23 protein-coding genes are annotated in these 24120 nt (G+C 64.0%); 11 read left to right on the top strand and 12 right to left on the bottom strand.

The annotated features are described in order from the left end of the window. Positions 1-64 precede the first annotated feature (64 nt). From FJ419_RS02820 to nhaA, 3 genes are all read left to right on the top strand, one after another. Positions 65-1390, top strand: coding sequence for an ActS/PrrB/RegB family redox-sensitive histidine kinase (locus FJ419_RS02820; protein WP_140687316.1), 1326 nt, complete (start codon positions 65-67; stop codon positions 1388-1390). A gap of 230 nt (positions 1391-1620) precedes the next feature. Further along, positions 1621-2184, top strand: coding sequence for an ActR/PrrA/RegA family redox response regulator transcription factor (locus FJ419_RS02825; protein ID WP_140546716.1), 564 nt, complete (start codon positions 1621-1623; stop codon positions 2182-2184). A 336-nt stretch (positions 2185-2520) separates the two neighbouring features. After that, a complete protein-coding gene (nhaA, locus tag FJ419_RS02835) occupies positions 2521-3708 on the top strand; it encodes a Na+/H+ antiporter NhaA (protein ID WP_140687319.1) in 1188 nt (395 codons plus the stop codon). Between the two features lie 233 nt (positions 3709-3941). On the opposite strand, the gene FJ419_RS02840 is transcribed toward nhaA, so the two are convergent. From FJ419_RS02840 to FJ419_RS02850, 3 genes are all read right to left on the bottom strand, one after another. Beyond that, complete coding sequence (locus FJ419_RS02840; protein WP_181170586.1) at positions 3942-4442, bottom strand: MmcB family DNA repair protein; 501 nt, start codon at positions 4440-4442, stop codon at positions 3942-3944. 287 nt (positions 4443-4729) lie between these two features. Further along, entirely contained in the window at positions 4730-5233 is a 504-nt protein-coding gene (locus tag FJ419_RS30680) for a hypothetical protein (protein WP_181170587.1), read from the bottom strand. 82 nt (positions 5234-5315) lie between these two features. Further along, positions 5316-5537 (bottom strand): hypothetical protein, encoded by a 222-nt coding sequence (locus FJ419_RS02850; RefSeq protein ID WP_140629005.1) that lies wholly within the window; start codon positions 5535-5537, stop codon positions 5316-5318. Between the two features lie 159 nt (positions 5538-5696). On the opposite strand from FJ419_RS02850, the gene FJ419_RS02855 reads away from it, so the two are divergent. Continuing rightward, the gene (locus FJ419_RS02855; protein WP_140687330.1) at positions 5697-6167 is read left to right on the top strand and encodes a nucleoside deaminase; all 471 of its coding nucleotides are present in this window, start codon (positions 5697-5699) and stop codon (positions 6165-6167) included. Between the two features lie 13 nt (positions 6168-6180). Here FJ419_RS02855 and cueR read toward each other — a convergent pair whose 3' ends face one another. Beyond that, the gene (cueR, locus tag FJ419_RS02860) at positions 6181-6570 is read right to left on the bottom strand and encodes a Cu(I)-responsive transcriptional regulator (RefSeq protein ID WP_140687338.1); all 390 of its coding nucleotides are present in this window, start codon (positions 6568-6570) and stop codon (positions 6181-6183) included. A gap of 227 nt (positions 6571-6797) precedes the next feature. Between cueR and FJ419_RS02865 the strand changes: the two genes are divergently transcribed. Continuing rightward, positions 6798-7415, top strand: a complete 618-nt coding sequence (locus FJ419_RS02865; protein WP_140687345.1) for a L,D-transpeptidase — start codon at positions 6798-6800, stop codon at positions 7413-7415. Between the two features lie 164 nt (positions 7416-7579). Here the strand turns inward: FJ419_RS02865 and FJ419_RS02870 are convergent, their stop codons facing one another. From FJ419_RS02870 to trpS, 4 genes are all read right to left on the bottom strand, one after another. Then, positions 7580-8149: a NifU family protein gene (locus FJ419_RS02870; RefSeq protein ID WP_095766114.1), complete on the bottom strand. Its 570-nt coding sequence runs from the start codon at positions 8147-8149 to the stop codon at positions 7580-7582. A gap of 145 nt (positions 8150-8294) precedes the next feature. After that, a complete protein-coding gene (locus tag FJ419_RS02875; RefSeq protein ID WP_181170588.1) occupies positions 8295-10610 on the bottom strand; it encodes an amylo-alpha-1,6-glucosidase in 2316 nt (771 codons plus the stop codon). A gap of 133 nt (positions 10611-10743) precedes the next feature. Then, positions 10744-11235: a universal stress protein gene (locus FJ419_RS02880; protein WP_140629021.1), complete on the bottom strand. Its 492-nt coding sequence runs from the start codon at positions 11233-11235 to the stop codon at positions 10744-10746. A 99-nt stretch (positions 11236-11334) separates the two neighbouring features. Then, a complete protein-coding gene (trpS, locus tag FJ419_RS02885; RefSeq protein WP_140687356.1) occupies positions 11335-12402 on the bottom strand; it encodes a tryptophan--tRNA ligase in 1068 nt (355 codons plus the stop codon). 231 nt (positions 12403-12633) lie between these two features. Between trpS and FJ419_RS02890 the strand changes: the two genes are divergently transcribed. Both FJ419_RS02890 and FJ419_RS02895 read left to right on the top strand, forming a co-directional pair. Continuing rightward, entirely contained in the window at positions 12634-12879 is a 246-nt protein-coding gene (locus FJ419_RS02890; protein WP_095766111.1) for a type II toxin-antitoxin system VapB family antitoxin, read from the top strand. Next, positions 12879-13283, top strand: a complete 405-nt coding sequence (locus FJ419_RS02895; RefSeq protein WP_140546776.1) for a type II toxin-antitoxin system VapC family toxin — start codon at positions 12879-12881, stop codon at positions 13281-13283. Before FJ419_RS02890 ends, FJ419_RS02895 begins: the two co-directional genes overlap by 1 nt. Here the strand turns inward: FJ419_RS02895 and murJ are convergent. Further along, positions 13258-14865, bottom strand: a complete 1608-nt coding sequence (gene murJ / locus FJ419_RS02900) for a murein biosynthesis integral membrane protein MurJ (protein WP_140687358.1) — start codon at positions 14863-14865, stop codon at positions 13258-13260. The genes FJ419_RS02895 and murJ overlap by 26 nt on opposite strands. 39 nt (positions 14866-14904) lie before the next feature. Then, positions 14905-17706: a [protein-PII] uridylyltransferase gene (locus FJ419_RS02905; RefSeq protein WP_140687360.1), complete on the bottom strand. Its 2802-nt coding sequence runs from the start codon at positions 17704-17706 to the stop codon at positions 14905-14907. A gap of 185 nt (positions 17707-17891) precedes the next feature. Here FJ419_RS02905 and FJ419_RS02910 point away from each other — a divergent pair, with 185 nt between their 5' ends. The 4 genes from FJ419_RS02910 to FJ419_RS02925 all read left to right on the top strand — a co-directional run bounded on the left by FJ419_RS02910 (position 17892) and on the right by FJ419_RS02925 (position 22991). Further along, positions 17892-20393, top strand: a complete 2502-nt coding sequence (locus FJ419_RS02910) for a heavy metal translocating P-type ATPase (RefSeq protein WP_140687362.1) — start codon at positions 17892-17894, stop codon at positions 20391-20393. A gap of 41 nt (positions 20394-20434) precedes the next feature. Continuing rightward, positions 20435-20824 (top strand): DUF305 domain-containing protein, encoded by a 390-nt coding sequence (locus FJ419_RS02915; protein ID WP_140687364.1) that lies wholly within the window; start codon positions 20435-20437, stop codon positions 20822-20824. 89 nt (positions 20825-20913) lie between these two features. After that, the gene (locus tag FJ419_RS02920; RefSeq protein ID WP_140687366.1) at positions 20914-21759 is read left to right on the top strand and encodes an aldo/keto reductase; all 846 of its coding nucleotides are present in this window, start codon (positions 20914-20916) and stop codon (positions 21757-21759) included. 422 nt (positions 21760-22181) lie between these two features. Continuing rightward, entirely contained in the window at positions 22182-22991 is an 810-nt protein-coding gene (locus FJ419_RS02925; protein ID WP_140687368.1) for an MBL fold metallo-hydrolase, read from the top strand. A gap of 9 nt (positions 22992-23000) precedes the next feature. Here FJ419_RS02925 and FJ419_RS02930 read toward each other — a convergent pair whose 3' ends face one another. Both FJ419_RS02930 and FJ419_RS02935 read right to left on the bottom strand, forming a co-directional pair. Further along, complete coding sequence (locus FJ419_RS02930; RefSeq protein ID WP_140687370.1) at positions 23001-23570, bottom strand: TetR/AcrR family transcriptional regulator; 570 nt, start codon at positions 23568-23570, stop codon at positions 23001-23003. A 65-nt stretch (positions 23571-23635) separates the two neighbouring features. Next, complete coding sequence (locus FJ419_RS02935; RefSeq protein WP_140687372.1) at positions 23636-24100, bottom strand: nuclear transport factor 2 family protein; 465 nt, start codon at positions 24098-24100, stop codon at positions 23636-23638. Between the last annotated feature and the right edge of the window lie 20 nt (positions 24101-24120).

The following is a 24120-nucleotide window of genomic DNA, read 5'->3' on the forward strand; positions in this document are numbered from 1 at the left end:
ACCGGCCAAGTCGCTCTTATGGGGCTACTAGCGCTTACCCTCCCGCGGCTATAATCGTAAGTCGATGATCAACATTCTGCGCGCGCCCGATACCCAGCAAAGCCAGCGGTTGCGGCTCAACACGCTGATCCGTCTGCGCTGGCTGGCCATCGTCGGCCAGAGCCTGACCGTGCTTGTCGTCGCCTATGGCCTGAAATTCCCGCTGCCGGTATCGATGTGCTTTGCGCTGATTGCCTGCTCGGCCTGGATGAACCTGTGGCTCACCTTCCGCTATCCGGCGGCGCATCGCCTGACCCCGCTTTCGGCCTTCGCGATCCTCACCTTCGACGGCGTCCAGCTCACCGGCCTGCTCTACATGACCGGCGGCCTCACCAATCCGTTTTGCGTGCTGCTTTCCGTGCCGGTCGTCATCTCGGCCGCTTCGCTGCCGCTGCGCATGACCGGGGTGCTGGGCGCGCTGATTATAATTGCCGCCACGCTGCTGGTGTTTTTCCACCTGCCGCTGCCCTGGTACGAGCACGCGCCTCTGCCGATGCCGTTCATCTATGTCGCCGGCATGTGGATGGCCGTCTTCGCCTCGATCGCCTTCACCGCCATCTATGCCTTCCGCGTGGCGGCGGAAGCGCGCCTGCTCGCCAACGCGCTGGCCGCCACCGAGCTCGTGCTGCAGCGCGAGCAGCATCTGTCGGCACTGGACGGGCTGGCGGCTGCGGCCGCGCACGAGCTCGGCACGCCCTTGGCCACCATCACCGTCGTCGCCAAGGAGATGGAAAAGGCGCTAGGCAAGGACCCGAAATACGGCGAGGACGTGAAGCTCCTGCGCTCGCAGAGCGAGCGCTGCCGCGAGATCCTGAAGCGGCTGACCAGCCTTTCCTCGGAAGGCGAAGCGCACCTGTCGCGCATGCCGCTCACCTCGCTGGTCGAGGAGGTGACGGCGCCGCATCGCGACTTCGGCATCTCGATCCGGCTGCGGCCCGGCGAGCGCATCGGCCCCGAGCCGGTCGGCCAGCGCAGCCCCGGCGTCATCTACGGGCTCGGCAACCTGGTCGAGAATGCCGTCGATTTCGCCCGCAAGTCGGTCACCGTCTCCTGGAGCTGGGACAATGAGAAGGTCATCTTCTCGATCACCGATGACGGGCCGGGCTTTCCGGCCGAGATCATCGACCGCATCGGCGAGCCCTATGTGTCGACGCGCCAGGGCACCGAGGCCGGCGGCGGCCTGGGGTTGGGGCTGTTTATCGCCAAGACCTTGCTGGAACGGTCGGGCGCCACCATCGATTTCCGCAATTCGAGCGGGCTGGGCGAAGGCGCGGTGGTGCAGATCGCCTGGCCGCGCGGCGTCTTCCTCAATCAGGACCAGGCCTCGGCCACAATGTTCGACAATGCCTAAACCTTGGTTGGATAGCGTAAACCTTGCATTTACCGCATGGCAGCTCTGTTGCCGGCTCTAAAAATTGGACATTGCTCTTGCAGGACTGTATCTGCGTAAAAGTGAGGCATGTCGCCCAAAACTGTGCAGCGATTTCAGGAAGTCGACATGCCCGGAAACAAGGATTTGAAGGGCCTTCGCCAGAATGGGTCTCGGCGCGGCGCGCTTTGGATCGGTAGGATGCCGATAAGATGAACGGAGACGAAACGACGGGCGCAATGGTCGAGGGCGAGGACACCTCTTTGCTCATCGTCGAGGACGACAAGCCGTTCCTCACCCGGCTTGCTCGGGCCATGGAGACCCGGGGTTTTGTGGTCGAGACGGCGGAGAGCGTGGAAGAGGCGGTCGCCAAGGCGCGCGCTCATCCGCCGGCCTATGCCGTGGTCGATATGCGCCTGGGCGACGGCAACGGCCTCGATGTCGTGGCAGTCATCCGCGAAAAGCGTAACGACGCCCGCGCCATCATCCTGACCGGCTACGGCAACATTGCCACAGCGGTGACGGCGGTGAAGCTCGGCGCCATCGACTACCTGTCCAAGCCGGCTGACGCCGACGACGTCTTCGCCGCGCTTACCCGCACCTCCGGCGAGCGCGCCGCACCTCCGGAAAACCCGATGTCGGCCGACCGCGTGCGCTGGGAGCACATCCAGCGCGTCTACGAAATGTGCGACCGCAACGTCTCCGAGACGGCGCGGCGGTTGAACATGCATCGCCGGACCTTGCAGCGGATTCTGGCAAAGCGCGCGCCGCGGTAAGGATCGCGGGACGCGAATGCGATCGCTTCGACCGACGCGGTTGGTGGCGAAGAACCAAACCGCGACGCCGGCGCTGCCCCTCATCGCCCTGCCGGGCACTTCTCCCCGTATAGTGACGGGGAGAAGGGGCTGGCCGCAACGCTGGCTCCCTTGCGCGACGTCGGAGATTGGCGAAATCCTGCGCGAAAGCGCCCTTCTCCCCGTTCCACGGGGAGAAGATGCCGGTAGGCAGATGAGGGGCAGCGCCGGCATTCGCAAATTGTGATGCTTGCCTAGGCGCAGAGCATTGCGCATCATCGCGAATAACGCCGACCAGAAACTGGCAACGGAGCGACCATGCAAGATAAGCGGCCGAAATCGATCCTGCGTGAGTTCCTCGACGGCGAGGCCGCCGGCGGCATCATCCTGATGATGGCCGCAGCCCTTGCCCTGATCGTCGCCAATTCGCCTTTGACCGAAACTTATTTCGCTGTCCTGCACGCCTATCTCGGGCCGCTCAGCGTATCGCATTGGATCAATGACGGGCTGATGGCGGTGTTCTTCCTGCTGGTTGGGCTCGAGATCAAGCGCGAGATGCTGGACGGACAGCTTTCGACCTGGCCGCGCCGCGTGCTGCCCGGCATCGCCGCCGCCGGCGGCATGGCGGTGCCGGCGATGGTCTATGTCTTGATCAACCGCGACAATGCGGCAGCGATCTCCGGCTGGGCGATTCCCACCGCCACCGACATCGCCTTCGCGCTCGGCGTGCTCTCGCTGCTGGGCAGCCGCGTGCCGGCCTCGCTGAAGGTCTTCCTCACCGCTCTGGCCATCATCGACGATCTCGGCGCCGTCATCATCATCGCGCTGTTCTACACCAGCGGCGTGTCGCTCGCTTATCTGGCCGCCGCCTTCGCAGTCATCGCGCTGCTCGTCGTGCTCAACCGCATGCGGGCCATGAAGCTCTGGCCGTATCTCTTGCTTGGCGCATTGCTATGGGTGCTGGTGCTCAAGTCGGGCGTGCATGCGACGCTCGCCGGCGTGGCGCTGGCGCTCACCATCCCGCTGGAGCGGTCTCCCGGCATCGGCCATGATCTCGAGCATTCGCCGCTGCACCGGCTGGAACACGGCTTGCATGGGCTGGTGCCCTTCCTCGTCATCCCGATCTTCGGCTTCGCCAATGCCGGCGTCTCGCTCGGCGGCCTGAGCCTTGCAGCGCTTGTCGAGCCGCTGACGCTTGGCGTCGCCGCCGGCCTGGTGCTCGGCAAGCTGGTCGGCGTCTTCGGCTCCTCGGCCTTGGCCATCCGGTTTGGCCTCGCCGACCTGCCGGCCAATGCCGGCTGGCTGCACATGCTGGGCATTTCGCTGCTTTGCGGCATCGGCTTCACCATGAGCCTGTTCATCGGCCTGCTTGCCTTCGCCGGCGACCCGGCGCTGCAGGACGCGGTGAAGGTCGGCATCCTCGCCGGCTCGCTGATTGCCGCGCTGCTGGGCGCCGCCATCCTGCTCATGGCGCCGGCGAGTGGGGTGGACGAGGACGTGGACTAGGTCAGGCCGCGACGCCATTTCCTCGCCCCCGCGCCAGCGGGGGAGAGGTGGCCCGGCGAAGCCGGGACGGAGCGGGGGGCGCCCGTCGCGACGCCAGAACCGGTGGAAGATCAGCAGCGGGAAGCCTTCGGGAGATCAACACAATTTCCGAGCGCCGCCAACCCCTCTCCGTCGCGGCTGCGCCGGGCCACCTCTCCCTACTCCCGCCACTCCCGTGCGGCGAGGAACAGGCGCTACTCGCTCTCGCCATCCAGCGCCGGCACGGCGACGCCGGCAAGCTCGGCCGCCAGCAGCCGCGCGGCGCCCGCACGCGCAATCCGCAGCATCAGCGCCTTGCGCGTCGCTGCCGCCATGCGGTGCTCGGGCGCATCGCGCAGGATCTCCGCGCCATAGCCGTCGGAGAGGATGAAGCCGCATTCCTCGGGGAAGATGTCCTGGGGAACGCCGGGATGCGTGGCGAAGAAGAAGCGGTCGGAATGCAGCCGGTAGTCCGGCCATTTGCGGTCGACCCTGAAATCCTCGATCGAGGATTTGATCTCGATGATCCAGATATCGCCCTGCCTGGTCAGCGCAACGAGATCGGCGCGCCGCCCGGTGGCCAAAGACAGCTCCGGCAGCACATGCGCGCCCATTTCGGTGAGCAGTCGCTGCACGCCGCGCCGCACCAGCATGGCGCGCTCCGACTGGCGGCCGTCGATCAACGGGTTGAGGGGAATCGGGGAAATGAGTGGCATGGGAGGCACCATGCCAGATTTTGTTCACGGTTTGAACCCCTGTCAGGTCGGCGATTATATAGCCGACAGAGGCCCTTTCGTTTACCGGTTGGCTGGGAACGGTCAATTCTACAGAGTTGAACTCCCATAAAAACAGAGAAGAAGAAGGCCCAAATCGACAAGTTCCGCCAACTCGCGAGCGAGATCGAAACCGTCGATTCAGAAGAGCCATTGAATGCAGCTCTTAGGAACGTGGCGAAATCACCGTCGCCGAAGGATGACAGGCGCAAGGCAGACAAGGGGCGTCGTTAGCGCCTTCCAACTATCTTGCTTCTCACTTGGTGCATTGCCCGGAAGTGTTTGCCGCTAAGGGTAGCAGAAGTTTCGGCGTCCATGTGCTGGATCATGAGCATCCATTCCCGATATTCGAACATTTGATCGCGATTAAACGCCCCTTCCGAACTAATGACCTCAAAGGTCGCGATGCCATCCGCGATCCTTAAATCTGGCTTCTTAACAGTCCCTACGATCTCGCCGTGTTGGTAGATTCCATCGGGATCGCGAACCTCAGCTGCCTTCGCCAGCTTCATTAGCGGTTCTGAGTTGGCGGGTACCTGCCTTGCCTTGAGGGTCGCAATCTCTTCGTCGCGCCTAGTGACGCGACTTTCGAGGTTGGCGATGCGTTCGGTCATAAAATACCGACCGATCAAGAACCCGCCGCCGCCAAACAAAACGGCAAATGTCGCGAATATGGCGGGATTAGCCATTACCAGCGCCGAGTTCGCTTGGAAGAAAGTGATGACTTCTTGCATGCGCTTTTCATATCAGCGCATCCCAGATTCGGGCAATCACCGTCAGGCCGGCGATTGTCGGACCGGTTCTAAGGCGAGACCCTTACTGCGAGTCCCCCGCTCGAAATTCATCCGCCAGAAGCCTGGCCAGGTGGTCGCGGCTCAGGCTCAATGTCTCTTTCAGGAACCACAGGAAGTTGCTCGGGCCGTCGGTCGGCAGGCCGTTCTCTTCGGCCTGGGTGATGACCGCGCGCTGGCGCTCGATCCGCTGTTCGATCTCGCGGATATGCTGCTCGACCCGTTCGATATCGTCCTGAATGGCCATGGCCGGCAATCTCATTGTAGGCGATCATCAAAATAGCACCAAAACCAGAAATGCGTGGTGCTTAAAGCCAAGCGGGTGTTTGAGCCGTGGTCCAGAGAAGATTTAGTTCTTGCTGATCAAATCCCTTGGCAGCAATGTCGCCGTGAAAGGAATTTCCCCATGACCCGCGACCAGATGCTCGCCCACCTCCGGTCCGCCGATGCCGTCGCGCGTGAGGCGGCGGCGCATGGGCATCATCCGTTCGGCTGCGTGCTGGTCGGGCCGGACGACCGCGTTTTGATGCGGCAGGGCAATCTCGACACGGTGCGCCATGCCGAGACCGAACTCGCCCGCCGCGCCGCGGCGGCCTATGAGCCGGAGTTCCTGTGGCAATGCACGCTGGTCTCGACCTTCGAACCATGCGCCATGTGCGCCGGCACGATGTATTGGGCGAATATCGGACGCCTGGTCTACGGGGTCGAGGAAACCAGCCTCCTGGCGCTCACCGGCGATCACGCGGAGAACCCGACCATGAATCTCGCCTCGCGCGCCGTCTTCGCGTCCGGCCAGAAAAAGATCGAGGTCTTCGGTCCCTTTCCCGAAATCGCGGACGAGATGCTCGCCCCGCACCGCGATTTCTGGAAGCGCTGACAAAACTCCGCCCCTAGGCCGCGCCGGCCATGTCGTCCAGGATTGGGCAGTCCGGCCGGTCGTCGCCATGGCAGGCGTGGATCAGCTTCTGAAGCGTCGAGCGCATCGACTGCAATTCGCGTACCTTCTCCTCGATCGCCCTGACATGGGCGGCGGCGATCTCGCGCACGTCATGGCTGGCGCGGCCGCGGTCCCGATAGAGCGCCATCAGCTGCCTGCAATCGTCGATTGAGAAGCCGAGATTGCGCGCACGGCGCAGGAAGGCGAGCCGGTGGATATCGTCGCCGGAATAATCGCGATAGCCATTCTCGGCCCGCGCCGGGCGGATCAGTCCGATCTCCTCATAGTAGCGGATGGTCTTGGCCGGCAGGCCGGAACGCTCCGCGGCATCACCGACATTCATGGCGCTCTCCTCGCATCGCAGGCGGCTCCCTGAGTCGCCCCATTGATTTTGCTTCATAATCCTGTAAGGCCTGTTGCGAAAATGCCGCAGTCGGGCACTTACCGGCGCGTAAGGCCTTGCATATAAGCAGTGCGCGCTTGGCAAGCAAAAGAAATGCCAGCATGAATGGTGGCAACAAAGCGGCCGACTCGTGCCGCTGGTATCGAGGCGGGGCGTCGGACCTTTTCATGCGCTTGAAGTCATTTGCAATCCTCGCCGCTCTTGCGCTGTCGACCGCGATCAGCGGGTGCAGCACCATCGGTGGGCAAATCTTCACCAACAACTATGGCGCGATGACCGATGCCGGCTATCAGCTGCCGCGCATCCCGATCGAGAAGGTCCCCGCCAGGTACCACCGCCAGGAAGTGCGGTACGACTCGTCGGAAAAGCCGGGCACCATCATCGTCGATACGCAGAACAAGTTCCTCTATTTCATCGAGGGCGACGGCATGGCGATGCGCTACGGCATCGGCGTCGGCCGCGAGGGTTTTGAATGGCACGGCACAGCCCATATCGCGCTGAAGCGCGAATGGCCGACCTGGACGCCGCCCTCGCAGATGATCAAGCGCCAGCCCGAGCTCGCCAAATTCGCCAGCGGCATGGAGCCGGGCCTGAAGAACCCGCTCGGCGCGCGCGCCATGTATCTCTTCAACAAGGGCGGCGATATGGGCTACCGCCTGCATGGCAGCCCGGAATGGTTCTCGATCGGCAAGGCGATGTCGTCGGGCTGCATCCGGCTGATGAACCAGGACATTATCGATCTGTACGACCGCACGTCGGTCGGCGCCAAGGTCATCGTGATGTGATCACGGAGGCCGAGGCCAAAAGCTTTCGCAAGCGGACCGTCTAGGCAACAACAAGACGTCCAAAAACAGAAAACCGGGCTGTTGGGGCCCGGTTTTTTGTTTTTGCTGTTTTTGCGATCTTGGATCGGAATTCGCTTCGCCGCGCTGCCGGCGAAGTGGATTTCTCAGGCGACCTGCTCGACCTGCTGGACTTCCGGAACAAAGTGGCGAAGCAGGTTCTGGATGCCGTGCTTCAGCGTTGCCGTCGATGACGGGCAGCCGGCGCAGGCGCCCTTCATGTGCAGGAACACGGTGCCGTTCTCGAAGCCGCGGAAGGTGATGTCGCCGCCGTCCTGGGCAACGGCCGGGCGCACGCGCGTGTCGAGCAGTTCCTTGATGGTCAGCACCAGCTCTTCGTCCGCCTTGTCGTAGAACTCGCCGGTCTCGCCGGCTTCGCTCGCCGGAGCGGTCGCGGCCATGACCGGCGCACCGGACATGAAATGCTCCATGATGGCACCGAGGATCGCCGGCTTCAGGTGCTGCCAGTCCGGACCGTCCTTGGTCACGGTGATGAAATCATAGCCGAAGAAGACGCCGGTGACGCCCGGGATCTCGAACAGGCGGCCGGCCAGCGGCGAGGCCTCCGCCGCGGCTTCGGCGTTGCGGAAATCGGCTGTGCCTTCGCGCAGCACTTCCTTGCCCGGCAGGAATTTCAGCGTCGCCGGGTTCGGCGTCGATTCGGTCTGGATGAACATGGGTATCTCCAGGCCCTTCCCGGGCCGATAGTTTGGAATAATTCTAAATAGGCTCTATCGGCTGGACATTCAAGCGAAACGCGTCGATGGAACGGCTGGCTGGCGGAATGTTTTGCCATGGCGGGTATCCGAACCGTGGCAGCCGTCATCCTCCAACTTCGACGGTCAGTTGTCCACTCGTCTGCAATATATCGACCTCGGCGCCTGTTTTCGTTCGCCTGAATTCGAGATCGGCGCTGCCCTTGCCGACGCGCAGTCCGCGAAGCTCGATATGGTTCACGAAACCGGGCAGTCGCGGCCGCACGATCCGCAGCTTTTTCGCGAAGGCGTCGGGTTCCAGGCCGAGGCACACCGTCAGCATGAAGGGCACGGCGCCGGCCGCCCAGGCCTGAGGGTGACAAGCCACCGGATAGTGCACCGGCACCTGGAAATCCGCGCGTGGAAAGCCTGCCATCGCTTCAGGCAGCCTGTGATGGCGAAAATGCATCGCAGCCTCGGCGACCGCCGTGAAGATCCGCAGCGCCGCGTCGTCCTCGCCATATTGCCTGCAGCCGGCGGCCACGAGCGCATTATCATGTGGCCAGACTGTTCCCAGATGATAACCGACAGGATTGTAGCGCCGCTCCGAGGCGGCAAGCGTACGCACGCCCCAGCCATTGAACATGTCGTCCCGCATCAGACGCGCGACCGACCGGCGAGCCTTGTCGGGGTCCGCGATACCGCACCACAGCGCGTGGCCGGGGTTCGACGAAACGACCGCGGCTTGCCGGCCTCTCGCTTCAAGCGCGAGCGCGAAGATGCTTTTCTCCTCACACCAGAAATCGTGATTGAAGCGTCTTCGAAGCCTGTCGGCCTCCTGGCGAAGCTGTTTGGCGCGACCGGGTTCGCCATTGCGCTCATAGAGATCGGCGACGGCCAGTTTGGCTGCAAAGACATAGCCCTGCGCCTCGACAAGCGCGATCGGCGGCTTGGCGAGGTCGCCGTCGGCCCTGACGATGGCATTGCCCGAATCCTTCCATCCCTGGTTGACGAGCCCCTCGGCGGACATGCTCCGATACTTCAGATAGCCCTTGCCGTGATCGTCTCCGGCCTTGGCGATCCAGTCCAATGCCTTTTCCACCGGCGCCTGCAATTCGCGGAACAGGTCGAGATCGCCGGTCCAGGCAGCGTGGCGACCGAGAAGCAGCAGGAAGAGCGGGGTGGCGTCCACCGTGCAGTAGAACCTGGCATGAGGGACATCGCCGGCGCGCGCGAGCTCGCCGACGCGCAGCTCGTGCAGGATCTTGCCGGGCTGTTCCTCCCGCCACCGATCCGTCCGGCTTCCCTGATAGCTGGCCAGGAGGCGCAGCGTCTGGGCGGCGATCTCAGGCTGAAAGGCGAGCATCTCCAATGCGACGATCAGGCTGTCGCGGCCGAACAGGGCAGCGAACCAGGGCACGCCGGCGGCAAAATATTCACGGCTTCCCAACTCCGAGCGCAGCATCGCCACATCGCGCAGCGATCTGTCCATGATGCTGTTGAGCAGAAAGCTGTCGCTGTCGAGCTTCGTATGCCGCTCCAGCCATTCTTCAGAGTTTGTCTGGAGTCTGTCGGCAAGGCCGTCGAGCGTGGCCGCCGGGCGCTGGTTCAGTCGGTCCGCCGCGGCGTCCTCCGGCTGTTCCTTCAACTCGATCGTGACCGCGATCGTTCGCGTGGCTCCCGCCGGCACGTCGATCTGGAATTCGGCCATCGTCTTGTATGAAGCATCGGGTCGGGGCGAGAACGCAATCGTCGTCATCCTGCGGAGCCGGTCGGCGCCGTGATAGACGAAATGCAGCCTGCCGTCCCGCCAGGCGGGCCGCTCGGCCCTGCCGAGATTTTGCTGCACCAGCCCACGCACGTTGAAGATGTCCTCGAAGCCGGCGCCGAATTGCAAGGTCAGCGGAAAGTCGTGCGCCTCGTGTCCAAGGTTCTGGACGGTCACGATTTCCCTCACGCATGTCTGGTCGGCATCCAGGATGCGTTCCCAGCGAATGCCGAGTTCGTCCTTGGGGATCAACCGGCCCTGCTTGGAATGAAGGTCTGGGTTGGTCAGTTCAAAAAGCGCCGCGTAACCCTTCTGCGCGGTCGAGGCCAAGACGACCGGCGCCAGACCGGCCAACGTCATCTGATAGCCCCCGACGAACCGGCAGTCGTGAAAATAAAGCCCGAAACCGTGCCCGTCCTTCACAGGGATCTGCGCGTCGGAGGCGATGACGTAATAGAGGTCGAGGTTCTTGACGGTAATCGCGCCGGCGATGCTGTCGACCATCGCCGGATGGCCCTTGGCCAGCACGCGCTGCTTGCGCTCCTGTTGCGCATGGGGCGCCTGCCGGGCTTTCTCCTGGGCTCGTGCCGGCGCCGAGCGCGGCTGCGCCCCGCCATCCTTGCTCTTCGCCCTCGATCTTCCGCTTCGGGCTGCCTTCTGCGTTGGCTTGTCCACAGGCTCTCCATTGGAACGTTGCATATGACGATTCCAAATGGCGCGCCGCAAATGCCGGCCAAGGGTAGCATTGTTCTTGGATCAGCTTGGGTCGCCGCGAATTCAGCCCGGCTCCGGCCGGAAGGCCTCCAAGTCAGGCCAGGCTGTCGATCTCTTCGTCGGACAGGTTCTGCGGCACCACCGTGACGGGGATCGGGAAGGCGGCTCCCCGGCCGGCGACCGCGCTGACCAGCGGCCCTGGGCCTTCCTTGCCGGCGCCGGCGGCCAGCACCAGGATGGCGATGTCCTGGTCTTCCTCGATCAGCTTGTGGATTTCTTCCGGCGGCTTGCCTTCGCGCACCACCAGCTCCGGTTCGATCCCCGCATGCTGGCGCACCTTGTTGGCGTAGCCGTCAAGCGCCGCGCGGGCTGTCGCCGTGGCTTCCTCGCGCATGATCTTTTCCACGCCCAGCCAGTGCTGGAAGTCGTCCGGCTCGATGACGTAGAGCAGCACCAGCACGCCGCCGGTGCTTTGCGCCCGTTTCGAGGCATAGGCGACGGCACGCTCGCATTCGGGCGTGTCGTCGATGATCGCCAGGAACTTGCGGCGATGGCCGGCTTCGCGGCTGAGGCGTTTGGAGACCATGTCTATCTGCTCGGTATGGTTTCGGTCGCAATCTGCCACTGCCGCGGGCCGGCGGCAAGCCGCCGGTCGGCGCGGCAATGGTCCGAGGAGGTCGCTGGATCAGTCCTGCAGAAGGCCGATGATGTCGCGCACCGTCTTCATCGTGCCCTCGGCGATTGCGCGGGCCCGGTCGCCGCCATCCCTGAGCACGGCGTCGACATAGGCGCGGTCGCCCTCGATGCGGCGCATCTCGGAAGCGATCGGCGCCAGCTTCTCCACGGCAAGATCGGCAAGCGCCGGCTTGAACACGGAAAACTGTTGCCCGCCATACTCCTTCAGCACCTCTTCTTTCGAGATTTCCGCGAGGCCGGCATAGATGCCGACGAGATTTTCCGCTTCGGGCCGGCTTTCCAGCCCGTCGATCTCGCTCGGCAAGGCCTCCGGATCGGTCTTGGCCTTGCGGATCTTCTTCGAGATCGTATCGGCATCGTCGGTCAGGTTGATGCGCGAGAGATCCGACGGATCCGACTTCGACATCTTCTTCGAGCCGTCGCGCAGGCTCATGATGCGCGCCGCCGGGCCGCCGATGACCGGTTCGGTAATCGGGAAATAGCCGTTCACCGTCTCTTCGCCGACCTGCATTTCGACGCCGACGCCAAGGGCGGCGATCTTCTCGGAGAAGTCGTTGTTGAATTTCTGGGCGATGTCGCGGGTCAGCTCCAGATGCTGCTTCTGGTCCTCGCCCACCGGCACATGGGTTGCGCGGTAAAGCAGGATGTCGGCAGCCATCAGGCTCGGATAGGCGAGCAGGCCGAGCGAGGCGTTCTCGCGGTCCTTGCCGGCCTTGTCCTTGAACTGCGTCATCCGGTACATCCAGCCGATGCGCGCCACACAGTTGAGGATCCAGGCGAGCTCGGCGTGCTGCATGACCCGCGACTGGTTGAAGACGATGTGCTTCTTGGGGTCGATGCCGGAGGCCAGGAACGCCGCGGTGATCGAGCGCGTCTGGTCGCCCAGATCCTGATACACGAGCTGCGCCGTCAGCGAATGCAGGTCTACGACGCAATAGATGCAGTCGGACTGTTCCTGGAGGGCGACGAATTTCTTGATGGCGCCGAGATAGTTGCCGAGATGCAGGTTTCCGGTCGGCTGGACGCCCGAAAAGACGAGTGGCTTGAAGGCGGACATGAATTCCTCATGGCTTGTGGAGGGCCGTTAAGCGTGCTTCCAAAAAGTTGCAGACTTTTTGGAGCCAACATGCGGCTGGATACCGCGCGCGGGGAAAGTCTTGCGACGGCGCGCTTATGGACGAAGCCGGTTGCGGGATCAAGAGGCGCGGACGAGCTGGCATGGGGCATCGGTACGTTGACATTGTCGTACATAGGCTACATATTTCTAACTACATAAAGGAATGTAGCGGTGACTATCAACATCAACAACAAGGAAGCCGACAGGCTGACGCGCGCTTTCGCCAAAGCTGAAGGGGTCGGCATCACCGAGGCGATCGTAATCGCCATGCGCGAAGCCCTGGAGCGGCGGCGCAATCGCGAGACGCCGCTGGAAACGGCGGCACGACTGCGAGCCGAGTTTGGAATCAAGCTTAGCGAACAAGCGCGCAAACCGCTGCCGCAGTCCGTTTATGATGAACTTTCCGGCGACGACTGATGTTTGTCGACGCCGCAGCCATCGTCGCGATCCTGAGCAACGAGACGGAAGCCGAGCGATGCGCGCAGGCCGTCATGAAGGCATCGGCACCGTTCACGTCGGCGATAGCCGTTTGGGAGGCGGCGATGGCGCTCGCGCGACCAGAAAAGCTGGCGATTCCGGTCGCCAGAAGCGCGGAGATTGTAGACCGCTTTCTGGAAGAGCGGGCAATTGCCTTGCGCGAGCTTCCGCCTGCATCCGAGGCAACATCCCTGTCCGTCGAGGCCGCTGCGCGGTTTCGCAACAATGCTGTCCGCCTAAACATGGCGGACTGCTTCCACTACGCTTGCGCCCGATACTACGCCGTTCCGATACTTTCTACGGCCAACGAATTCCGACTCACGGATCTGGAGACTGTTCCCTGACGGGCGGTAGCGCCTTGGGTGAACGACGTTTCACATTCCGCCGGAGCATCCCGAAATCGGCGCCGCCGGTGCCGAAGGCGGCGATGAAGTAGAGCGCGGCGCCTCCGGCGACCAGCCCAAGCACCGTCGTCGCCTTCACCACGAGCGGCGAGCCAGGCCCGATCTGCGCGGCAAAGTGGCGCTCCGCGAAGTAAAGCGCCACGGCCATGATCACGGCGCAGAGCACCAGCCGGGGAATGCGTCGCATGAGCGGCAGGTCGCGGCCCCAATGGCCGCGCCTGATCAGCATGGCGAGCAGCATCAGCGCGTTGACCCAGCCGGCGACGGCCGAAGCCACCGCGATGCCCGGCGCGCCCATCGACGGGAACAAGGTCAACGCAGTGGCGACATTCACGCCGACCGAGATGGCGGCAAAAATCATCGGCGTGCGCGTGTCCTCGCGGGCGAAATAGCCGGGCGTGAACGCCTTGATCAAAACGAAGGCGGGCAGGCCGAGGCCGAAGATCGCCAGGATCGAGGCGACGATCGGCGTCGAGTGGTTAGCGGCGAAGGCGCCGCGCTCATAGACCAACCGCACGATCGGCTCGGACATCACCCAGAGTGCCGCGGCGGCGGGCAGCGTCATGAACAAGGTGAACTCGACCGAGCGGTTCTGCAGGTTGGCTGCCTCGACCAAATTGCCTGATTTCAGAGCCCGCGACAGTTCCGGCAACAGCACGATGGCGACGGCCACGCCGACGACGCCGAGCGGCAGCTGGTAGATGCGGTCGGCATAGGCAAGCGACGATACGGCGCTGTTCTGCGCCGACGCGATCGCCGTGCCGATCAGCTGGTTGATCTGCGTGATGCCCCCGGTGATCGCCGCCGGCAGCGCCAGGATCAGCAGCCGCTTGACGTTGGGCGTCATCTTCGGCCGGCGGAAGCCGATCGAGATGCCGGCATTGCGCACCGCGATCCAGACGATGGCGAGTTGCACGATGCCTGCCGCCAGCACGCCCCAGGACAGGCCGAAACCGACATCATGCGCGTCCAGCCCGTGATACCAGGCATAGGCGAGCACGCCGATCAGGATGATGTTGAGGAAGGCGGGCGCGATCGCCGCCGCGAAATAGCGGCGCAGCGAGTTCAGCATGCCGGCCATCATGGCGCCGAGCGACATGCAGATGAGATACGGGAACATGATCGTAGCAAGCCGGACGGTCGTCTCGAACTTGCCTGGAATGTCGGCAAAGCCCGGCGCCACCAGGTAGCGCACGATCAGCGGCATCGCCAGTTCCATCGCGATGGTCAGCGCCAGAAGCGCGGAGAACAGCACGCCGAACACTTCCTCCGAGAAACGCTTGGCGCCGTCGGTGCCATGCTGCTCGATCTCCTTGGCGAACAGCGGCACGAAAGCGGCGTTGAAGGCGCCCTCGGCGAACAGCCGGCGGAAGGTGTTGGGGAACTGGAAGGCGGCGTTGAAGGCATCGGCGACCGGTCCGGTGCCGAGCGCTGCCGCCATCAGCATCTCGCGGCCGAAGCCCAGCGCACGGCTCATCAGCGTGCCGGAGGCGACGGTGGCGAATTTCTTGACTAGGCTCATGCTGGGAACGACTGCCAGAAAAATTGCGTCAAATGGATGTCACTCGGCGGCCGCCTTGGCCTTGCCGTTGCGTTCGGACGAATTGCCTTCAAGCGTATCGATCAGCCGCTTGTGGATGGTGGCCGTGCGCGTCGGGCTGTCGATCTTCTGTCCGGTCAGGTCGGTGACGTAGAACGTGTCGATGACCTTCTCGCCGAACGTCGTGATATGCGCCGAGGCGATGTCGAGCGACAGGTCGGAGAGCGTCCCGGTGATCTCGGACAGCAGGCCCGGCCGGTCCAGCCCCTCGACTTCGATCACCGAAAAACGGTTCGACAGCGTGTTGCGGATCTCGGCGCGCGGCGGAATCCGGAACGCCTTGGCGCCGCGCTTCGGCTTGGTGCGCTTCTCGATCATCTCGGGCAGCCAGCTCTTGCCCGAAAGCACGTCCTCGATCAGCCGGCCGACTCGCTCGGCGCGGCGGCGCTCGTCCTCGTCGCGGTCGAACTCCCTGGAGATCAGTATGGAATCCAGCGCGCGGCCGTCCGAGGTGGTGAAGATCTGCGCGTCGACGATGTTGCCGCCGGCCGCGGCACATGCCCCGGCAATGATCGAAAGCAGGCGCGGATGGTCCGGCGCCAGCACGGTGATCTCCGTCACCGCCTCGAACTCATGCGTCTTGACCATGGTGGCGAGCTTCTTGCCGGCCGCATCTGCCTCGCGGATGAATTCGGCATGGCGAAGCTGGTCGGCCAGGTCAACCGCCAGAAGGTAATTCTCGTAGTGCTGCGCGACATAGCGCTTGCGCTCCTTCGCCGGCCAGGCGGACAGCGCCTCGCCCAGCCGCTCGCGCGCCGCGGCCGTGCGCTCGGCGCGCGACACTTCGGAGAAACCGCCGGTCAGAAGCAGCTCGGTCTCGAAATAAAGCGTGCGCAGCAGCTGGCCTTTCCAGCCGTTCCACACGCCGGGCCCAACACCGCGTATGTCGCAGACGGTAAGGACCAAAAGCAGCTTCAGCCGCTCGGCCGATTGCACGATCGAGGCAAAATCCTCGATCGTCTTGCGGTCGTTGAGGTCGCGCGTCTGCGCCGTCATCGACATCACGAGGTGGTTCTCGACCAGCCAGGCGACGGTCTCGGTGTCGGCGGCCGACAGCCCCATATGCGGGCAGATGCGCCGCGCTATCCTGGCGCCGGCTTCCGAATGGTCTTCCGGCCGGCCCTTGGCTATGTCGTGCAGCAGCACCGCGACATAGAGCGCCTCGCGGCTCTTTCTCAGGCTAGGCATCAGCGTGTGCGACAGCGGATGCACCTTCGCGCCGTCGCCGCGCTCGATCTCGGCCAGCACGCCGATGCAGCGGATCAGATGCTCGTCCACCGTATAGTGGTGGTACATCGAGAACTGCATCATGGCGACGATCTTGCCGAAATCCGGGATCAGCCTGCCGAGCAGCCCCGCCTCGTTCATGCGCCTGAGATTGAGCTCGGCATTGCGGTCCGACGTCAGGATGTCGAGGAACAGCCGGTTGGCCTCCTCGTCGCGGCGGAGCGACTTGTTGACCAGGCCGAGCGAGCGGGTGAGCAGCTTCAGCGCGTCGGGGTGGAACTCCAGCCCGTGCTTGTCGGCGAACCAGAACAGCCTGAGCAGATTGACCGGATCACGCTCGAACACGCTGTCGTCGGCGATGTTGATGCGATGGTTGTCGACGATGAAATCGGAAGTGCCGGCAAGCTTGCGCTTGCGCCGCGAGAAGGTGAGAAAGATGCGGTTGAAGCCGGGCACGTGCTTGGCCTGCTCTTCCTCGAGCGCCGCGCAGAAGATGCGGGTGAGGTCGCCGACATCCTTGGCGACGAGGAAATAATGCTTCATGAAGCGCTCGACCGCCGAAAGGCCGGGATGCGTCGTATAGCCCAGACGCTCGGCGATCTCGCGCTGGATGTCGAAATGCAGCCGCTCTTCCGCCTTGCCGGTAAGGAAATGCATGTGGCAGCGCACCGCCCAGAGAAAATCCTCGGCTTTCTGGAATTCGCGATATTCGGCCTCGGTAAAGACGCCCTTCTCGACCAGTTCCTCGCCGGTGCGCACGCGGTAGAAATATTTGCCGATCCAGAACAGCGTCTGCAGGTCGCGCAACCCGCCCTTGCCGTCCTTGACATTGGGCTCGACCAGATAGCGGCTTTCGCCCGCCTTGGCGTGGCGTTCGTCGCGCTCGGCGAGCTTGGCCTGCACATATTCTGGCCCGGTCGTGCGCACCACTTCGTGATCGAAACGGGTGAGCAGTTCTTCATAGAGCTTCTGTTCGCCCCACAGGAAGCGTGCCTCGAGGATCGACGTGCGGATGGTGATGTCGCCGCGCGACAGCCTGAGGCACTCGTCGATGTTGCGGGTGGCGTGGCCGACCTTCAGCCCCATGTCCCACAGCATATAGAGCATGTATTCGACGATCTGCTCGCCCCACGGGGTCTGCTTGTAGGGCAGCAGGAAAAGCAGGTCTATGTCGGAGCCCGGCGCCAGCGTGCCGCGGCCGTAGCCGCCGACGGCAACGACCGCCATGCGCTCGGCCGCGGACCGGTTCTTGACCCGGTAGACATGGGTGGCGGCGAAATCATAGAGCGCCCGGATCAGGTCATCCATCAGATGCGACAGCCGCTCGGCGCAGGCATTGCCGCCGCCGTCCTGCTTGAGCATGGTCTCGGCGATCTTTCGCCCTTCGGCCATCCTGGCCTTGAGCAGCTGGAGCACGGCCGTCCGGACAGCCGGTCCTGAACCGTCGCCGTCGTTCGCCGCCGTCAACGCTGTCAAGTCGCGGCGCAGCGCGTCGCCATCGATGATTTCGTCGAGTTTCAGGGAGATCTTTGCCATTCGGCGGCGTCTATAGCCTGTTTTCGAGGCGCTGTGTATGGGGGCCTGCGGCGCGTCTCCGGCAGCGCGCGATGGACGCCACGCGAAGCCGGATGGCGAAAGCCGGAAAAATTCAAACCATCCCTTGACCTTCCAGTTACTGGAAGCACTACCTCCGCCTCAAGTTTGAGATTCAGAGGCCTGGCATGACCCATTCCGACCACCACCACCATGCGCATGGCGGCGGCTGCTGCTCTGCGAAGGATGTCGCGCCCGACACCGAAGCGGTGATTCGCGATCCTGTCTGCGGCATGACGGTCGATCCGGCGGCCGGCAAGCCGACGGCCGAGCATGGCGGCCGGACGTTTCATTTCTGCAGCGAGCGCTGCCGCACGAAATTCCAGGCCGAGCCGGAAACGTATCTTTCCGCCACCGACCCCGTCTGCGGCATGAATGTCGATCGGGCAAGCGCCACACATTTTCTGCGCCATGAAGGCCAGGGCTTGTATTTCTGCTCTCCCGGTTGCAAGGCCAAGTTCGAGGCGGAGCCGGCAAAATACCTCTCCGGCCGGCCCGAGCCGCAGCCGATGCCCAAGGGCACGCAATACACCTGCCCGATGCATCCCGAGATCGTCCGCGACAAGCCCGGCTCCTGTCCGATCTGCGGCATGGCGCTGGAGCCGATGGGCGTGCCGACAGGCGAGGAAGGCCCGAATCCCGAGCTCGTCGATTTCACGCGCCGGTTCTGGGTCAGCGCGGTGCTCTCCGTGCCGCTCCTGGTCATTGCCATGGCGCCGATGCTGGGCTTGAGCTTCGAAACCCTCATCGAGGGTCGCACGAAGACCTGGATAGAGCTGGCGCTGGCGAGCCCGGTGGTGCTGTGGGCGGCGTTTGCGTTCTTCGATCGCGGCTGGGAATCGATCCTTAACCGCAGCCCCAATATGTGGACTCTGATCTCGCTGGGCGTCGGGGCCGCCTACTTCTACAGCGTGGTCGCCGCCCTGTTCCCGGACATCTTCCCGCATCAGTTCCGCGGTCATGACGGCGCAGTCCCGGTCTATTTCGAGGCCGCCGCTGTCATCGTCGCGCTGGTCTTTCTCGGCCAGGTGCTGGAACTCAAGGCCCGCGAGCGCACCGGATCGGCCATCCGCGCGCTTTTGGACCTTGCCCCGAAAACGGCGCGGCTGATCGGCGCCGATGGCTCCGAGAAGGACGTGCCGCTCGACAGCGTCAAGTCCGGCGACCGCTTGCGAATCCGCCCCGGCGATGCCGTCCCGGTCGACGGGATCATGCTCGAAGGTCGCTCGGCGATCGATGAATCGATGATCACAGGCGAACCGCTGCCGGTCGAGAAGACGCAAGGCGACACGCTCACCGGCGGCACGCTGAACAAGAACGGCTCGCTGGTCATGCGCGCCGAGAAGGTCGGCGCCGAGACCACGTTGTCGCGCATTGTCGAGCTGGTCGCCAAGGCGCAGCGCTCGCGGGCGCCGATCCAGGGTCTTGCCGACCGCGTGTCCTTCTATTTTGTCCCGGCCGTCGTTCTGGTCGCGGTCCTGGCCTTCATCGCCTGGTCTATCTTCGGCCCCGAACCGAGCCTGATCTTCGCCATCGTCTCGGCGGTGTCGGTGCTGATCATCGCCTGTCCCTGCGCGCTCGGTCTTGCGACGCCGATGTCGATCATGACCGCGACCGGGCGCGGCGCGCATGCCGGCGTGCTGATCAAGGAAGCGGCGGCATTGGAACGTTTCGCCTCGGTCGACACGCTGATCGTCGATAAGACCGGCACGCTGACCGAGGGCAAGCCGCGGCTTACCGACGTCGTTGCCACCGACGGCATCGACGAGAACGAGCTGCTGGGCCTCGCGGCCGCGCTGGAAAAGGGCTCCGAGCATCCGCTGGCCGAGGCCATCGTCGAGGGCGCTGCCGCGCGCGGCCTGGAGCTGGCCGACGCGGTCGATTTCGAAGCCATTACCGGCAAGGGCGTTTCGGGCACGGTTTCGGGCAGGAAGGTCGCGCTCGGCAATGCGGCGATGATGGCAGACCTCGGCGTCGGAACGTCGGCTGCCAATACCGAGGCGCTGCAGGCCGAAGGCAAGACGGCCATGTTCGTGGCCGTCGGCGGCAGGTTCGCCGGCATCGTCGCTGTCGCCGATCCGGTAAAGACTACGACGGCCGAGGCGATCAAGGCGCTGCACGACAAGGGGCTGCGCATCATCATGGCGACAGGCGACAACGAGCGCACGGCACGAGCGATCGCCGGCAGGCTGGGCATCGACGAGGTCCGCGCCGGGTTGCTGCCGGATGAGAAGGGCGCGCTGGTCGAGGAACTGCGTGCCAAGGGCGCCGGCGTCGCCATGGCTGGCGACGGTGTCAACGACGCGCCGGCGCTGGCCGGCGCCGATGTCGGCATCGCCATGGGCACCGGCGCCGATGTCGCGGTCGAAAGCGCCGGCATCACGCTCGTCAAGGGCGACCTCAACGGCATCGTCAGGGCACGCACGCTCGCCCAGGCGACGATCCGCAACATCCGCCAGAACCTGTTCTTCGCCTTCCTCTATAACGTGCTAGGCGTGCCGGTCGCGGCCGGCGTGCTCTATCCGCTCACCGGCACGTTGCTGTCGCCGATGATCGCCGCGGCGGCGATGAGCCTGTCGTCGGTGTCGGTTATCGCCAATGCCTTGCGGCTGAGAACGTTGAAACTCTGAGCAAGACCCCCAGATACGAAATCCAACAGAAGGAGACCTGAATGACTCTGGCCAAGAAAATCGTGCTGCTTTTGATGGCGGCCGGAATGCTGCTCGCCGTGTTCCTCGAAAGCGTGCCGGCCTCGTCGGAGGAGATGAAGCACGACATGTCCAAGATGGCGATGGGCGCCCACAGCCCGGCCACCGTCGGCTACGAGAAGGCGATGAAGAAGATGCACAAGGACATGACGATCAAATACACCGGCAATGCCGATGTCGATTTCGTCCGCGGCATGATCCCGCATCATCAGGGCGCCATCGACATGGCCAAGGTGGTGATCGCCAATGGCAAGGATCCGGAAATCCGCAAGCTCGCCGAAGGCGTCGTCGCGGCACAGGAAGCCGAGATCAAGCAGATGCAGGACTGGCTCGCCAAGCATCCGGCGAAATAGTCACTGCGGGAAATCCGGGCGGCCAGCCGGCGTCGGTCTGGATTTCCGGCTGTGGCTGTGCTGCGATCCAGCCTTACGCGGAGAACGCCATGCCCTCGTCGATCAGAACCTTGAAGCTGCCGTCGGGCGAGACCGTCCCGGTGCTGGGCCAAGGCACCTGGAAGATGGGTGAGGACCGGCGTCGCCGCGCCGATGATGTCGCGGCGCTGAAGCTTGGGCTGGACCTCGGCATGAAGCTGATCGACACGGCGGAAATGTATGCCGATGGCGGCGCCGAGGAGGTGGTGGCGCAAGCCATCGCCGGGCGCCGCGACGAGACCTTCCTGGTCTCCAAGGTGCTGCCCTCCAACGCCTCGCGCGCCGGCGTGAAGCGCGCCTGCGAGAGCAGCCTGAAGCGCCTCGCTACCGACCGCATCGATCTCTATCTGCTGCATTGGCCCGGCAGCGTGCCGCTGTCCGAAACCGTGGAGGCGTTCGAGGCGCTGAAGTCGCAAGGCAAGATCCGCCACTGGGGCGTCAGCAATTTCGACACGGACGAGATGGAGGACCTTGTCGGGCTGCCGTCCGGCGCCAACGTCCAGACCAATCAGGTGCTCTACAATCTGTCGCGGCGCGGCCCGGAATTCGACCTTGCGCCGTGGTGCGTGAAGCGCGGCATCCCGCTTATGGCTTATTCGCCGGTCGAGCAGGGTGCGCTGGCCCGCAATGCCCGGCTGGAGGCGGTCGCTGCGCGCCACAACGCAACCGCCGCGCAGATCGCGCTTGCCTGGGCGATGGCGCAGGAAGGCGTCATCGCCATTCCGAAGGCTGCCCGCCAGGAGCATGTCCGCCAGAACGCCGCCGCGCTCGATATCCAATTGACTGCGGAGGATTTCGCCGAGCTCGATCGCGCATTCCCGCCGCCGACGCGCAAGCGCGGCCTGGAAATGATCTAGTGGCACTGCACAGGGATGTTGATCGGCCGGCTCTGTTTTATGGCAGGCGGCATGCGCTGGAGATTGGCCGAAACGCCCATCGCGATCGTCATTCCAGGGCGGAGCAGCCGCGAAGCGGCGTCGCGGAGACCCTGGAATCCATTCCGTGACCTGGGCCGTGGGATGCGGCGAAGCAGAATTCTGCACCCTTGCTACGCCTCGATGTCACGGATTCTATGGTCTGCGCCGCGTCGCTTCGCTCCTTGCTCCGCCATAGAATGACGAGGTGGCGGCGGCTTCAACCAATCCCCGGCGTTTGCGCTGATTTCACAGAAATGAACGGAAAATCTTGCGCCAAGACAGACCGCAACCCTTCAAATCCCTGTGTCGAGGGAACTAACCAAAAACCTCGCGACGGAATGCGCGGTTGAAAGAGAGCAAGCGTGGAACGAATTTCAGCCGGACCTCATTACACGGCCTATAAAATCGGCGACTTGACCGTTACCTCGCTGCGCGACGGTTACGTCGACATGCCGGTCCGGCGACTGCGCCAGCCGGGAGACAAGCCTTTCGGCGACAATCTGCCGCCGCAGGTACCGCTCTTCGACGGTGCGCTCCGATTGTCGGTCAATGCCTTTGCCGTCGACGACGGCGAAGACATCACGCTGATCGATACGGGATCCTCGAACGCCTGGCACCCGACGATGGGCTTCCTCCCGCAGGCGCTGAGCGAAGCCAAGATCGCCGTCGATCGAATACGCACGGTCGCCTTCACCCACACCCATCTCGACCATATCCAAGGGCTGATCCTTCCGGATGGCGGGGACGGTTTCCCGCAGCTCTCCCGCTTGCTTGTCCCTCGAGCCGAGCTCGACATGTTCCGGTCGGAAGCGAGGTTGAGCCGCTTCCATGACCGAGCGCAGTCCCTGGACCCGGGACAGCACTTGAGCGCGAACATCGAAGGGGTCGCCGCCCCGGGTCATGAAATCGGCCATACCTGCTTTCGTGTCACGAGCCGCGGCGAAACATTGCTGGCCTGGGGCGACCTTGTGCACGTGCCGTCGCTTCAGTTCGATCGGCCGGACATCACATGGGAATTCGACGCCGACCAGGAGCAGGCACGGGCAACCCGGCTGCAGATATTGGCCCTTGCCGCCGACAACGCCTGGTGCGTTGCAGGGGCGCATCTCGACTCACCGGGCATCGGCCGGGTTTCCCGAACCGAGACCGGCTTCCGCTTCGAACCTCTGTAGGAACTGGGGCTAGGTCTTGGCCGACAGCCCGAGCCGCGTGCGCAGCCGGCGCGGCGTACGGGAGAATATCCCGGCATCGTCAGCGGCACGGGAAAGCGTGAGCGCGCCCTGGATGGCGGCGACGGTTTCCTCGGCCAGCTCGACTGCTTCGGTTTTCCCATGCCCAACTCGCGCCAGCGCATCGGCGAGGTGCGCGACCCAACGACCGAAATAGTCCTTTATCTGGCTGGCGAAGAGGTCGCGGGATGCCTCCAGTGCGAAGGCGCCGATGAGACAGACCCGGCGCCCCGAGCGGAAGTAGCTGTCCGTCGCCGCGAGCATCCGCTCGATCCCGGCCGACGGATCGGCGCCGTCGCGCAGCGGCGCAAACACATTGTCCTCGAACCAGCCGTCGATATGGGCAATGACGGCCCTGGCCATCTCTTCCTTGCCGCCCGGAAAGAAGTGGTAGAGGCTCCCCTTGCCGAGCCCCGCCGCCTCGCCGATCAGGGCCAGGCTGGCGCCCTCATAGCCGTGCTCGCGGAAGACTTCCGCCACGATCGCCAGCAACTGGTCGCGGTCCGGAGCGATGCGTCGCATGCTTAGTGTTCTTGTTTGAGCATGATCTTTTCCAAAAACCGCTACACACTTTTTGGGATCATGTTCTAAAGCCCGAGTTCCGAAAGGCCGGGATGGTCGTCCGGCCGGCGGCCGAGCGGCCAATGATATTTCCGCTCGCGCTCCGTGATCGACAGGTCGTTGATGCTCGCCACGCGCCGGCGCATCAGCCCGGCCTCGTCGAATTCCCATTTCTCGTTGCCGTAGGAGCGGAACCAGTGGCCGCTATCGTCGCGCCATTCATAGGCGAAGCGCACCGCGATGCGGTTTTCATTCCAGGTCCAGACCTCCTTGATCAGGCGATAATCCAGCTCGCGCTCCCATTTGCGCTTGAGGAAATCGACGATCTCGCCGCGGCCAGAGATGAATTCGGCCCGGTTGCGCCAGCTGCTGTCCTCGGTATAGGCGAGCGAAACCCGTTCCGGGTCGCGGCTGTTCCAGGCATCCTCGGCGAGGCGCGCCTTTTGCGCCGCTGTCTCGGCCGTGAAGGGCGGCAATGGCGGACGGCTCATGAAATCTCCTGTCGGTTCCG

The sequence above is a fragment of the Mesorhizobium sp. B2-6-2 genome, assembly GCF_006440615.1.
Taxonomy (GTDB): Bacteria; Pseudomonadota; Alphaproteobacteria; order Rhizobiales; family Rhizobiaceae; genus Mesorhizobium.

Excerpts from the sequence above, each read along its gene's own strand:
- FJ419_RS02820 (WP_140687316.1), top strand. The coding sequence starts at position 65 with ATGATCAACATTCTGCGCGCGCCCGATACCCAGCAAAGCCAGCGGTTG.
- FJ419_RS02825 (WP_140546716.1), top strand. The coding sequence starts at position 1,621 with ATGAACGGAGACGAAACGACGGGCGCAATGGTCGAGGGCGAGGACACC.
- nhaA (WP_140687319.1), top strand. The coding sequence starts at position 2,521 with ATGCAAGATAAGCGGCCGAAATCGATCCTGCGTGAGTTCCTCGACGGC.
- FJ419_RS02840 (WP_181170586.1), bottom strand. The coding sequence starts at position 4,442 with ATGCCACTCATTTCCCCGATTCCCCTCAACCCGTTGATCGACGGCCGC.
- FJ419_RS30680 (WP_181170587.1), bottom strand. The coding sequence starts at position 5,233 with ATGCAAGAAGTCATCACTTTCTTCCAAGCGAACTCGGCGCTGGTAATG.
- FJ419_RS02850 (WP_140629005.1), bottom strand. The coding sequence starts at position 5,537 with ATGGCCATTCAGGACGATATCGAACGGGTCGAGCAGCATATCCGCGAG.
- FJ419_RS02855 (WP_140687330.1), top strand. The coding sequence starts at position 5,697 with ATGACCCGCGACCAGATGCTCGCCCACCTCCGGTCCGCCGATGCCGTC.
- cueR (WP_140687338.1), bottom strand. The coding sequence starts at position 6,570 with ATGAATGTCGGTGATGCCGCGGAGCGTTCCGGCCTGCCGGCCAAGACC.
- FJ419_RS02865 (WP_140687345.1), top strand. The coding sequence starts at position 6,798 with ATGCGCTTGAAGTCATTTGCAATCCTCGCCGCTCTTGCGCTGTCGACC.
- FJ419_RS02870 (WP_095766114.1), bottom strand. The coding sequence starts at position 8,149 with ATGTTCATCCAGACCGAATCGACGCCGAACCCGGCGACGCTGAAATTC.
- FJ419_RS02880 (WP_140629021.1), bottom strand. The coding sequence starts at position 11,235 with ATGGTCTCCAAACGCCTCAGCCGCGAAGCCGGCCATCGCCGCAAGTTC.
- trpS (WP_140687356.1), bottom strand. The coding sequence starts at position 12,402 with ATGTCCGCCTTCAAGCCACTCGTCTTTTCGGGCGTCCAGCCGACCGGA.
- FJ419_RS02895 (WP_140546776.1), top strand. The coding sequence starts at position 12,879 with ATGTTTGTCGACGCCGCAGCCATCGTCGCGATCCTGAGCAACGAGACG.
- murJ (WP_140687358.1), bottom strand. The coding sequence starts at position 14,865 with ATGAGCCTAGTCAAGAAATTCGCCACCGTCGCCTCCGGCACGCTGATG.
- FJ419_RS02905 (WP_140687360.1), bottom strand. The coding sequence starts at position 17,706 with ATGGCAAAGATCTCCCTGAAACTCGACGAAATCATCGATGGCGACGCG.
- FJ419_RS02910 (WP_140687362.1), top strand. The coding sequence starts at position 17,892 with ATGACCCATTCCGACCACCACCACCATGCGCATGGCGGCGGCTGCTGC.
- FJ419_RS02915 (WP_140687364.1), top strand. The coding sequence starts at position 20,435 with ATGACTCTGGCCAAGAAAATCGTGCTGCTTTTGATGGCGGCCGGAATG.
- FJ419_RS02920 (WP_140687366.1), top strand. The coding sequence starts at position 20,914 with ATGCCCTCGTCGATCAGAACCTTGAAGCTGCCGTCGGGCGAGACCGTC.
- FJ419_RS02930 (WP_140687370.1), bottom strand. The coding sequence starts at position 23,570 with ATGCGACGCATCGCTCCGGACCGCGACCAGTTGCTGGCGATCGTGGCG.
- FJ419_RS02935 (WP_140687372.1), bottom strand. The coding sequence starts at position 24,100 with ATGAGCCGTCCGCCATTGCCGCCCTTCACGGCCGAGACAGCGGCGCAA.